At 41.1% G+C, this 11916-nt stretch carries 10 protein-coding genes; 2 read left to right on the top strand and 8 right to left on the bottom strand.

What is annotated here, in order from left to right:
* Nucleotides 1-10: 10 nt before the first annotated feature.
* On the bottom strand, nt 11-1327 hold the full coding sequence (locus FFM64_RS10075) for an ammonium transporter (RefSeq protein ID WP_137607892.1): 1317 nt from the start codon (nt 1325-1327) through the stop codon (nt 11-13).
* A 347-nt stretch (nt 1328-1674) separates the two neighbouring features.
* Here FFM64_RS10075 and FFM64_RS10080 point away from each other — a divergent pair, with 347 nt between their 5' ends.
* Nucleotides 1675-1941, top strand: a complete 267-nt coding sequence (locus FFM64_RS10080; RefSeq protein WP_137607893.1) for a DNA binding protein — start codon at nt 1675-1677, stop codon at nt 1939-1941.
* A 451-nt stretch (nt 1942-2392) separates the two neighbouring features.
* Here the strand turns inward: FFM64_RS10080 and FFM64_RS10085 are convergent, their stop codons facing one another.
* Nucleotides 2393-3826, bottom strand: a complete 1434-nt coding sequence (locus FFM64_RS10085) for an MFS transporter (protein ID WP_137607894.1) — start codon at nt 3824-3826, stop codon at nt 2393-2395.
* Nucleotides 3823-4365 (bottom strand): PadR family transcriptional regulator, encoded by a 543-nt coding sequence (locus FFM64_RS10090; protein ID WP_137607895.1) that lies wholly within the window; start codon nt 4363-4365, stop codon nt 3823-3825. Before FFM64_RS10090 ends, FFM64_RS10085 begins: the two co-directional genes overlap by 4 nt.
* 178 nt (nt 4366-4543) lie before the next feature.
* On the opposite strand from FFM64_RS10090, the gene FFM64_RS10095 reads away from it, so the two are divergent.
* Nucleotides 4544-5710, top strand: coding sequence for a hypothetical protein (locus FFM64_RS10095; RefSeq protein ID WP_137607896.1), 1167 nt, complete (start codon nt 4544-4546; stop codon nt 5708-5710).
* Between the two features lie 60 nt (nt 5711-5770).
* Here the strand turns inward: FFM64_RS10095 and FFM64_RS10100 are convergent, their stop codons facing one another.
* The 5 genes from FFM64_RS10100 to FFM64_RS10120 form a co-directional block, all read right to left on the bottom strand.
* Nucleotides 5771-7069 carry an HTH domain-containing protein gene (locus tag FFM64_RS10100; protein WP_171000384.1) on the bottom strand — a complete coding sequence of 433 codons (1299 nt, stop codon included), beginning with the start codon at nt 7067-7069 and terminating at the stop codon, nt 5771-5773.
* A 50-nt stretch (nt 7070-7119) separates the two neighbouring features.
* Nucleotides 7120-8418, bottom strand: coding sequence for a PTS sugar transporter subunit IIC (locus tag FFM64_RS10105; RefSeq protein WP_137607898.1), 1299 nt, complete (start codon nt 8416-8418; stop codon nt 7120-7122).
* Nucleotides 8405-9847 carry a glycoside hydrolase family 1 protein gene (locus FFM64_RS10110; RefSeq protein ID WP_137607899.1) on the bottom strand — a complete coding sequence of 481 codons (1443 nt, stop codon included), beginning with the start codon at nt 9845-9847 and terminating at the stop codon, nt 8405-8407. The genes FFM64_RS10105 and FFM64_RS10110 overlap by 14 nt, the downstream gene beginning before the upstream one ends.
* A 149-nt stretch (nt 9848-9996) precedes the next feature.
* The gene (locus FFM64_RS10115) at nt 9997-10233 is read right to left on the bottom strand and encodes a hypothetical protein (protein ID WP_137607900.1); all 237 of its coding nucleotides are present in this window, start codon (nt 10231-10233) and stop codon (nt 9997-9999) included.
* 61 nt (nt 10234-10294) lie between these two features.
* Nucleotides 10295-11707 (bottom strand): C69 family dipeptidase, encoded by a 1413-nt coding sequence (locus tag FFM64_RS10120; RefSeq protein WP_137607901.1) that lies wholly within the window; start codon nt 11705-11707, stop codon nt 10295-10297.
* Nucleotides 11708-11916: the final 209 nt, after the last annotated feature.

An 11916-nucleotide genomic window follows, 5' to 3' on the forward strand; every position in this document is an offset into this window, starting at 1 on the left:
TTAAACATCATCAGCGGAACCTTTCGTGATTAGCCATTAACTTTGCCAGTTGACCTTGAAATTCGTTACTGTGCGTTTGAATATCGCTCAATTCAGAACTCATCGACACGGTATAATCCGCCACTTCACCATGCTCACCTTGATCCAAGCCGAGTTTTTCTTCGTCAACATCAACTCGCATTTTAACCACGCGTTTCAACAGAACAATAATCGCAATGCACATCACAGTCGTAAAAGCGATTGTAAATGCTGTCGCCAGCAGTTGTAACCCAAATAACTTGAACCCACCGCCATAAAATAGACCGTTGATTGTAACCGTTGAATTAACCGCTTTGGTCGCAAATAATCCGGTCATGATACTCCCCATGATACCGGAAACCCCATGACAACCAAAGGCATCTAAGGCATCATCAATTCCTAATCGTGGCTTGAGTAATGTAATAAAGGCGTAACTAGTCATCGTCGCAATCATGCCAATCCAGAAGGCCCCGGTCGTGGTCACATAACCACAAGCTGGGGTAATCGCAACTAAGCCACACAAGGTCCCAGTACAAACGCCAACTAAGGTTGGTTTTCCTTTGGTAATCATATCAATGACCATCCAAGTCATCATCGAAGTCGCCGTCGCCACCGTTGTGGTCAAAAAGGCCTGAATCGCCACACCATTCATTGCTAAAGCAGAACCGGCGTTGAACCCATACCAGCCGATCCACAGAATGGCCGTTCCAAGTAAAACCCAGAGAATGTTGTAATGTTGCGTTTCACCTTTTCCATAGTTGTATCGTGGTCCTAAAAAGGCTGAAAGGACTAACGCTGTGATGCCGGCATTGATATGCACGACCGTTCCACCAGCAAAGTCGATCACGCCTAAATGGGCTAGGAAGCCGTTGTCCCAAACCATATGCACCATTGGATAATAAATCAAAATTGACCAGAAAATAATAAACGATAATAAAAACTTAAAACGAATTCGCCCAACGACTGCCCCAACAAACAAGGCCGGTGTAATAATTGCAAACATCATCTGAAAAATCATGTAGAGTCCGGTTGGAATTTTCGTTGGCGTCAGTGCGGCCAAGTTGACCCCATGTAACCAAACCGACTTCAAATCTCCCACGACACCACCTAAGTTACCCGAAAACGATAGCGAATAACCAACTAAAATCCAGAGTAGAATGGCTAAGCCACAAATCATAAAAACTGATAACATTGTATTGACAACGTTGCGTTTAGAAACTAACCCCCCATAGAAAAAAGCTAAACCGGGAGTCATGAACAAGACCAATATACTTGATAAAACTAAGAACGTTGAATTTGCAGCACTCATAATAACAACTCCCATCCGTACCATTTGATGTAAGAAATTATAACATTAATTATGAGGTTTGCTCATTATTTTTTAATTTTTTGCCTTTTTATATGTTTTTAAAGCCTGCCCATATGTTAATTTAGTGACTTTCACTAATTAAATGTTACGTTTTATCACATATAGCAATCAACAAATAATTATCGAAAAAAATAAATTACGCAATATTGCGGTAACTGTCTCTGACTTAAGATTCCACTAAAACAAAGGGATTTCTCGAATTTTCTTGGCAAAATTAGTATAACCATGGTAGAATTTTACTAAACAGAACGTTTAATGCGTCAACTAATTATGGTGGGATGATTTTTATGCAACAAAAGCTGACAAGTCGAGGACGATTCGCTTTAATCGTTATTTTAACCATTATCAGTGTCGGGACGGCCCTCTTAGGTAAATGGGGCCGCACCGCAAGTGTCATCCTGATTGGATTCGCACTTGCAAGCTTAACTAGCGGTTGTCTACGGTTCTGCAAGGCCCGTGGACTCCAACAAGGCAGTAGCATGTTATTTTCACTCGTGATTGCCGCGGGTTACGTGCTCGTTATTCTAGGTAGCTATGGCTATTTCCGTGGCTAATGATCAGTTATTTTAGACAACTAAAATGACCTGCGATGACTCGCTTGAGTCGTCACAGGTCATTTTTTTCAGTGGTTACATTATTGATTTCCGCCTGCCGGTCGGCATCTAAAAGGCTGGAACGCCGTGGACCATTTTAAAGCCAAAAGGCGGTCTTTAAAACTGGCCTTGTCCTAAGTCCGGAAAACCACCGTACTAAGGACAACTTCACGGCTGAGCCTTTTAGGTGCCAACCTCTCGACTAAATAGTTATGACGCAAATTCCAAATAAACGGCTATTCAACGTCGGGTGAGTCAGAATTGGCTCAGTGGTGTTATTTATCTTAGTTGCTGGTTTTGCGACTTAGATAAAGCCCGGCTTACGAGACCGCACTTTGGCTCGGAAACGCGGCTACCACGTTCCAGCCAATTCTGATTCACCCAGAGTGGCAAAAACAGCTTTTTTTCACAGCTAAGCACGTTGCCGTTTTAACAAACGTATGCCCGTAATCACGGTTGCAATCAAACAAATTACGAGTGCAACCATGAACGCAACCCGCATCCCGTCAATAAAAACTTCTGGGTGAGCCGGTAAATATGACGTCACTTTATACCCAGCCGACTGACTCATCGCTGAGAATAAAACTGTCGTTGCTAGTGAAATCCCGATAATCATCCCGAGTTCGCGCGCTAAGGCGTTAATCCCACCAGCGACACCTAAGTCTTTCACCTCAACTGAGCTCATGACAATCGAATTATTTGGCGCTTGGAAGATCCCGTTTCCGAAACCGACCAGTCCAATGAAGAACATGAAGAACCATAGCGGCGTCGTCAAACTAGCAAACATATAGCCAATCTGACTCAACGTAATCAAGACCAACCCGATAAATGTTAATAGTTCTGGCCCAATTTTGTCAGAGATTGCACCAGCGATTGGCGCCACGATTACTTGAACAATTGGGAATGTCATTAAAGCATAACCAGCATAATTGGCAGCTAAGCCACGGGCATTTTCCAAGTAAAATGGTGAAATAACATTAAAGAAGAAATTTGCCACGAAGATCAGAAACGCACAGAGAATACTAATTGAAAAACGCGAATTTTTAAATAGTTGCAGCGCTAAAATTGGATTATCATGATGTAACTCAACCCGGACAAAAATCACTGTGGCAATAATTGCAATGACAAACGCACCCAGAATAATCGGCTTCGTAAATCCAATTTCTTGGCCGATAAAGACGCCGGCAAACAAGCTGACCATCATGACCGCAAATAAGACAGCGCCAGGCTTATCAATCGGCTGCTTACTCATCGTAATGTCTTTTGGCAAAATGATCTGGCCCAAGATAATTGCTAAAATTCCCACAGGCACGTTTATCCAGAAAATATATCCCCAGCTTAAATGAGCTAAAATCAGGCCACCAATCCCAGGTCCGGCAATACTCCCCAACGCGACAAAAGAACCAATCATGCCCAATGCGCGACCACGTTCTTGAAAGGGAAAGACTTCGGTAATAATCCCGTTATTCGCACTCATCGTCATTGCGGCACCAACCGCTTGTAGACTTCGGGCAACCAACAACATCACCAGACCAGAGTTAAATCCACACAACAGTGACCCAACCGTGAATAAGACAGACCCAATTTTAAAGATCCGAATCTTGCCGTGAGAATCGCCTAATTTCCCAAATAATAACAATAACGCACAAATAATAATCAAATAGATTGAGACGACCCATTCGGCTTGATTCATTGGAATCGCCAGCGACTTACTCATCACTGGCAAAGCAATATTGACGATACTACCATCCAGGGTCGACATAAATGTAAATAAACAGACGGCAACTAAGATCCACCAACGCCGTTTTTGGATTTGGGGATCAGCCGCAAATGAGGGTGTTTTCATATTTCTGCTTCCTTCTTTGTTTGAATTAGCCGAGTGACCCAGTCAAACTGTGTCTGTGCTCGGACAGTTTGTAGCTCATTCACCAATAAAGCATCGGTGATATCAGCCGCGACCATATGGACATTATGTTGTAACTGTAACTGATGTTCGGCCAATCTAGTTAACTGACCTTGGGCAAAGGCTTGAAAGTCAGCTAAGACGGTTAACTGCTGCGGCAACGTCAACAAATGTAAAAAGTTCAGTTTGATCTGAAACGTCAATTGGGTTTGTTTATTCAACCCCACTGCCGCCATCATCAACTGCCAGAAATGTTGCTGACCTGTTTCCGTCAGTGTCGCCACTTTCTGGGGGCGTTTGCTCGTGGTCGCCTTGAAATCCAAGGTTAACTCATCCGCTGCGGCTAATTTGTCTAATAATGGATAAAGGGCACCAAAACTAATCGTCAACTCTTGCCCGACCACACTGATCAGTGCCTTACGCAATTGATAACCGGTCATTGGTCGATCCATTAATTGACCTAAAATAAATAATTCATACATTTTTAATCACCTTACTTCTAGAACTTCACCAGTATATATATCTTTTAGATATATATCAAGCAATTGGCTATTTTACCGATAAAATTCACTTTTTTAACCAATAGAAAACAGACTAAAAGCAACGGTTCCCTAGTAAAACGTGCTATGATTAAACGATAACAATGAAGGGGGTTACCAGATGAGTTCAATTATGGAAGATTTACAATTGGCCGAACAACAGGCCCACCTTATCAATCTCTACCAAGCCAATAGCGATGTGGTTTACACCGGCTATATTGACAGTCTGGCACCCGATGGCGTCGTCCTGAACACTTACGACGACGCTGGGCTTCAAGACGGCGCAGTTTTCATGCGCTACCGCGTCATTGACGAAGTGGAAACGATGAGTGAAGATTTAGATAACATGGCTTTTCGCATCGAAAATGCTGATACGGAAGGCTTAAGTACCGTGCCACAATCCCCGGTTCATTTCAACGCCGAACACGCCGAACTGTCCCAGATTTTAGCGGACGCTTTGACCCAGCAACAGATCATCCTGTTAGTCGTTGCTAATAACGACAACTACTTAGAGGGTCAGGTACAGGGACTAGCGGAAGATACCTTCGATTTCATGCCATTTGATAAATTTAACTATAGTCAACAAAAGTCCCGCGCGCTCAATTACGATGCGGTCAATATTATTGAATTCCGCGGAAATGAGTTATTGCTTGAAAGTGCCTATGTGAAAACAGCTTACCATCACGTTGATGCCATTAAGGCTACCGGCGCTCATGCGATCAATGATAGCTTGGTGAATGCCCAAGCTAAACACGATCTCATTGCCATTCGTTCCGCCGATGGCTCCGACATGTTCTTCGTTGGTTTCGTCAACACGTTGAACGCTGACAGTGTCGTCATCAATTTGGTCGATATGACCGGCCAATTTGGTGGCTACACGCTCTGCCGACGTTCTCTAATTGAATCGGTCACGATCCAATCAGACTACTTGCAAACGATGCGTGGCTTTATCGAATTGAATCAACAATATGAATTGAATGTTCAACCCGTTTTGAACGATGAACGTTTATTTGATGGCACGACCGATTTATTTGAAGCACAATTGCGACAGGCAAGTAACTTCAATAACCTCTTACACCTCACAACTGAAAATCCGATGTTACCGGACATGACTGGTTATCCAGGTACGGTTACCAACGGCCACTTTATTTTTTATAACGTGGAAGACGATAACCAAATTAATCGCGTTGGTACCTTAATCGAACTGGACTCAGTGGTCGAATTGTCATTTGGCTATATGGACGCCTACTTGTTAGAGAAACGTTTGAAAGACGCCGGCGATTTATAAACAGTACTTTACTAAAATAAAAGGAAGCCTGAATTCATAACACGAAATTCGAGCTTCCTTTTATTTTGCCTGATAAATTGTTTGACTGATTACCTTAATAAAATCTGCTAAATTACTAGGATCAGCGAGAGTATGAATTTCAAAGAAACTAATATCATTTAAAAGTTCATTAGAACGAATCCGTAACTGATCAGAAATAAAGAATATATGTTCATGCGGTTGGATCAACTCGTCTAATTTAAACATATTATTACAGATCACAATTGGAATGTGCGGCTGTAAAACAGCTGCCAGTTGTGTCTGCAACTGATATCCTGCCACTAAATCGTTCGTATAAATAATAACTTTAGCTTTACCTTGATTGCGCGTAAAGGTTCCTTCATTAAGAAATTTTACAAAGGGTCGGTCAATATCATAAATTGTAAACGGACACGGCTGTTTCAAGGAATCTGTTATTTCATGAACTGGAAAATAAATATTTAGTATTGCTTGTTCATGGTATTGAAAATTAGTCAAAGCGAGCCGATACACGGTGTCATTTTCACTATTTTTATATTTTTCAAAAAAGTCTTGATAGTCACCATGCAGTTGCATCACATTATTCACAGGTGATAATCGTAAATATTCGGTGATAAATTGCTGTCTTTCGACTGACATAGCCTGCAAGCTGAAATTTTCCACGTCACTTGAATTAGTCGACAACAAGTAAAAGACCAAGGCAACATATGACTCCGTATCTGGCAACCGAATTCCAGTCAATCGCTGATAATCCTCAACTAATTGGCTTAATAACCGTTTTAACTGTGGCTTGCTCACCTGACTTTTAAAGATCATTTTCAAATATAAATTATCAATGCGCCGATTAATCCGCGGCAATGTCAATTGTGCTAAAGCAAAGTCCAACCAAAGCTTATTACCAATCAAAATAACCCCTTGTTTATTTCCTTGGACCCTGACGTGCCATGGACGGCAAACTATTTTCAATTTTTTAAGCGTCCGATTGATCAATGAAACTGAAATGTGTAGCGTATCTTCTAAATTTTGAATCGTACATTGTTCATCCTTGGTATATAAATACCAATATATTAAGAATGGCCAATCCTTGGCTAAGGCTAAATGATCATCACCGAATTCTTCAGAAGCAACTACCTTCACCAATCTTGCGGCGTCTTCAATAAAGTAAGCTCGCTTTTCCTTATCATAAATGACTAATTGACTTGAAAAATTAGCATTGATGCTTCGAATATCGTTCGTAATTGTTCTTGATGACACATTAAACTTTTCGGCCAATTGCTGACTCGATAGATAGTTAGCTTCTTGATTGAAAGCCGTTAAAATTTGTCGCTGACGATTCAGCATCGCTATCATCCCTTACAGCAACACGTCATCAGTCAAACCACCGTGTCACCCTATTCTTGATTACCTTGTTCTTGTGCTAAGGCCTGATTATCTGCAATTCTAGCAAATGGCAAATAAATAATTGAGGTCACAATTATCATCACAATTTGAAGTATAACAAACGCGGGACCTGATTGTAAAAAGCCATTAATCAGTACTGGTGTTTGTTCTGGTAATGCCAACCCAATAATTGGTTTCACCCAGCCAATTAACGTCGCTAAGTATGAAACGCCAAAACTAACCAAAGGTGCAACGACAAATGGGATAAACATAATTGGGTTTAAAACAATGGGCATCCCAAAAATAACTGGTTCATCGGTATTAAAAATGACAGCTGGTAAAGAAATCCGACCGAGTGTCTTGAATTGTTTAGATTTAGCAAAGAAAGCCAAGAACAAACATAACCCAAGCGCACAGCCCGTCCCACCAATCTTACTCGTCATATAGAAGAACCGCCACGTAATAATATTAGGAATCGCATTTCCTGCATGGTAGGCAGCTAAATTTTGAAAATCTAGGGTATATAAAATTGGCATCACGATCGAATTAATGGCCATTGAATGAATACCAAAGAAGAAGAATAAACTATTTAATAACACGACTAATAATATTGCCCATGGCGAGGTTCCAATTTTTACCAAAGGCACTTGAAGTAAGGTATAGATGGCACTGTTCAAATCACCATAAGTTGTAAAACTAAACGCAAACCGCACCAAGGTCATCAATGTCGCAATCAAAACAACTGGGATTAATGACTTGAACGACTCACCAATTGTCGACGGTACACTGTCTGGCATTTTAATCGTCCAATTGGCTTTAATAATACGGCTATAAAGCTCACCCACAATAATTGAAACAATCAGTGCCAAAAACAACCCTTTAACACCAATGTTGTCGAATGGAATAAACGGTGTCGCCACACCTTTAATCTTAATCATCTTGAGTGGGGCTAAAATAAAAATACTCATCACTGATAAAATCGCAGGAATAACATTATCAACGTGTTTGCTCTTACAATAACTACGCGTTGTGAAATAGGCAACGATAATTGCTAAACTATTCATGGTAAATTGGTACGGCAAATTTAAGTAACTCGTTAAATGATTTGCTGCTAACCAATTGACAAATGGCGCATAGGGAAAATTAACAATAATACTAAATAATGAGCCCAAAATTAAGAATGGTAATGAAGAAATCATCCCTTCTTTGATTGCGGTCAGAATGACACTCTGACTCATTTTACCCGCAATTGGTTCGACCCATTTTTGCATTGCCGCTTGGAACTTGGACAACCAACTATTCGATTCCATCTTCTCCAACCTCCTCAGTATTTGCTTTAATGACACTTTGATACCAATAAAAACTAGCTTTTTTGATCCGTTGTAGGGTCTTCAAATTGTCATTATCACGATCGACATAGATCAAACCATATCGTTTATTCATACCACTGTGACCACTAATCACATCCATGAGTGTCCAAACGCAATACCCTAACACCGGAATACCACTACTAATGACTTCGTGGACTGCTTTAATATGATCATGTAAATATGAGATTCGCTTTAAATCTGATACTGTTGTGACGCCAGCACGCTTTTCCAAACTTTCTTCATTGCTAAACCCATTTTCAGTAATCAGAATAGGCAATTCATAGTCATGATATAGCCGTTGTAACGCAATCCTTAAGCCGACACTATCAATCGTCCATCCCCACTTAGTTGTCGGCAAGGTTCGATTCTTAGTCTTGGTGTAAATGCCGTATTCTTTGTTTGGCACTGGTAGCCCTTCGGTTTTGCCAAACTTTTCTTGCGCGCTCAAAGATGACACATCATCAGTTGAGTAATAATTAATCCCAATAAAATCTGGTCGGTTATGCTTTAAGAGCGCCAAATCAGTTGTTGGAAAATCTGGAAAAATACCCCGATCCACTAAATATTTTTTGAATATCGGGTTATAGTGTCCTCGGCACTGCAAATCCAATATATAGTTTTGTGTCAAGGTGGCTAAATCGTCAGCTGCTAATACATCTTCCGGTTGATCTGTCGCCGGATAATAGGCTTGATAAGAAAGTGCTGGACCAATTTTGGCATTCGGTAATAGCTGGTGGCACCTTGCAATAACCCGCGCAGACGCCACGCACATATTATGATTAGCAACATAGGCTTCCTGCTTGTAATTGCTAAAATCAGCCTCCCCATCGCCAATACCAAGTCTTTCTGGCATTTTAATCACATGATCTTGTTCATTAATCGTAATCCAATACTTAACTTCGTCACCTAAAGCTCCAAAAAGATAAGTCGCATAATTCTCATAATCTTGGATACTCTTTCTGGACAACCAGCCACCATACTGTTCAACCAATTGAGTTGGATAGTCAAAATGATAGATGGTCACGATTGGCTCAATACCATTTTGTTTCAATTCATGAACAACGTTCTTATAAAATTCAATTCCCGCCAGATTCGGCTTGCCATTACCCGTGGGAAAAATTCTCGTCCAAGAAATCGATAATCGAAAAGCTTTTAGTCCCAATTCCTTCATCAGCTGGATATCTTCATGATAACGGTGATAGAAATCGACGCCATCATCAAAATTAGTTGTACGGTCTTCCTTACGCGTTTGATCAATCACAGATGGGCCTTGACCATCCTTTTTCCAATTTCCTTCTGCCTGAAACGAAGAAATTGCGGCTCCCCATAAAAAATCAGATGGAAATTCTGATAGCGTTTTCAATTCCATGTGAACATCTCCTGGTTAATTTATGAATCAATTATGTTGCAGGAACCATTTCTCAACAATATCTGCTTTTTCCAGTACATCCGGAAACAAATGAGATTTAAAAAATGGCCCGCCAATTATTATCATTGGCGAGCCATTTTAGTGACCGTTTATAAACGTTTTTCGATGTGGTACTTTCGTGCGTCTGGTTTAGGACCATCCGCCGAAATGAGATCATCCGCATAAAAGACTGAGAAGCCATGATCTTCTTCTAGCGGTTTCGCAATCAAGAGCCCGCGTTTGCGACCTTGTTGCGCATTGTAAATATCCGCACTACGTAATGCTTCGTTATAATCATGGGATTCGGAAATTGCGTCACCCGGATTAAATAAGACATTTTCATCCATTTCAGATCACCCCTTTGGATTGGTACCTTAATTATACACACTTACTGATGAAACGAAAATCTTAAAGGTTGATATCAACGTTATAAGTTAACTTCGATAGCGTTAACCCTTTAGTGATCAGACGACTGATTAAGTCTTCTGCCTTGTCACGCATGTCAGCAACCATCTGCTTATCTTGTTCAGTCAAGAATTTTGTCAATTCTTCACCTGACAACTTGGCTGCTTTGGCATCCGTGTCAGCGACAAATTGCCCTAATTCCATCCGGCATTCTTTCAAGTAATCAATGTCTTCTTGAACAAAATCAGCGTAATGTGATTCCACGATCATTGACACAGTCCGGTATAACCAGTAAGCACTCTTCCGGTCATAAGTTAATGGCGTGTTGGCGAAGCTAGGATCTGTTTCGGAAACATTCGCATGGAATGGCAAATATGGTGCAAATGACGGCATCCCGAAAGTCATCCACATAATGGCACTTTGTTCTTCAGGGACGTCATTACGAATCTGCATGACATGTGAATTTTGGGTCCGGTTCATTGAGATTGGCCGGAACTTTTTACCCTCCGGCGAATCAGTAAATGGATCGTACTTCGTTTCGTTGTAGTGTGACCCTAAAACATATTCTACGTCAGCAACCGAAATCAATTTAGTGGCATGACAGATGAATGGGAGTTCACTTGATTGTGGATCCTGTTCGATCTCTGGGTTGAAATAATGTTGACCATACCAAACACGTGGCGTGTTGTAATGACGGTCTTTTTCATTATCAGTCCCAAAAATGTGACGGAAGTTAAAGCCTTCCTTGTCAGGGTTCAAATGGTGTTCTTCAACGAATTCACGAATATTTTCTGACCACATGAAGTTGTCAGGATCGTCAAAGTCGACCCATTGGATCGCAACTTGGTTGGCAGCAACGGCGTATGCGTCGTCAGGAATCCGTTGAGCGACCCAGTGATGACCAGTAACGATTTCCATGTACCAGACGTCGTTCTTGTCATTGAACAAGACACCATTACCTTCGGGTGAACCATATTTAGCAATCAACTTGCCTAGATATTGAACCCCTTCTTTAGCGGAATTGATGAATGGAATGACCATCGTTGGGAGTGAATCTTCAGCCAAACCATTTTTAACAAATGGATCAAAGGTTAAAGTATGTTCGTTCCCGTAGACACTTTCAGTTGAGGAAATGCCGACGTTCTTTTCGTTAAAGCCATTTTCTTCAAAGACACCTTTTTCGGCAACTTCGATGTTAGGTACCCCTTGATAGCGGTAGCCATCTTCGGGTAGTGGCGCTGTAAAGCCGTTCTTACCAGAAGTTAACGTTTCGTGACGGCCATGGACCGCTGGATGGACAATAAACTTTTGTGGTGTGATGGGCATAAAAGTATCATCGTTCCGGGCAATCATGGTAGAGCCATCAACGCTGGCCTTTTTACCTACTAAAATGGTTGTACAAGCTTGTTCGTTCATGCAAACACTCCTCTATTTATCTTTATGAATACGTTTTACCACCTTTAATTTTACACGCTCTAGGTAAAAATGCTAGGTTGATGGAAACGTTAACAAAAATTCTTACGCGATTTTAATGGGTAAAATGGTTGAACGCTTAGAGAAGCCAATCAATTTTAAGAATTTGACACTACAATTAGCTTAAAAAAGTACTGATAGAATGCGATAAG

It is taken from the genome of Lactiplantibacillus daoliensis (assembly GCF_005405005.1).
GTDB classification, from domain to species: domain Bacteria; phylum Bacillota; class Bacilli; order Lactobacillales; family Lactobacillaceae; genus Lactiplantibacillus; species Lactiplantibacillus daoliensis.

Excerpts from the sequence above, each read along its gene's own strand:
- FFM64_RS10085 (WP_137607894.1), bottom strand. The coding sequence starts at position 3,826 with ATGAAAACACCCTCATTTGCGGCTGATCCCCAAATCCAAAAACGGCGT.
- FFM64_RS10115 (WP_137607900.1), bottom strand. The coding sequence starts at position 10,233 with ATGGATGAAAATGTCTTATTTAATCCGGGTGACGCAATTTCCGAATCC.
- FFM64_RS10090 (WP_137607895.1), bottom strand. The coding sequence starts at position 4,365 with ATGTATGAATTATTTATTTTAGGTCAATTAATGGATCGACCAATGACC.
- FFM64_RS10075 (WP_137607892.1), bottom strand. The coding sequence starts at position 1,327 with ATGAGTGCTGCAAATTCAACGTTCTTAGTTTTATCAAGTATATTGGTC.
- FFM64_RS10100 (WP_171000384.1), bottom strand. The coding sequence starts at position 7,069 with ATGCTGAATCGTCAGCGACAAATTTTAACGGCTTTCAATCAAGAAGCT.
- FFM64_RS10120 (WP_137607901.1), bottom strand. The coding sequence starts at position 11,707 with ATGAACGAACAAGCTTGTACAACCATTTTAGTAGGTAAAAAGGCCAGC.
- FFM64_RS10080 (WP_137607893.1), top strand. The coding sequence starts at position 1,675 with ATGCAACAAAAGCTGACAAGTCGAGGACGATTCGCTTTAATCGTTATT.
- FFM64_RS10095 (WP_137607896.1), top strand. The coding sequence starts at position 4,544 with ATGAGTTCAATTATGGAAGATTTACAATTGGCCGAACAACAGGCCCAC.
- FFM64_RS10105 (WP_137607898.1), bottom strand. The coding sequence starts at position 8,418 with ATGGAATCGAATAGTTGGTTGTCCAAGTTCCAAGCGGCAATGCAAAAA.
- FFM64_RS10110 (WP_137607899.1), bottom strand. The coding sequence starts at position 9,847 with ATGGAATTGAAAACGCTATCAGAATTTCCATCTGATTTTTTATGGGGA.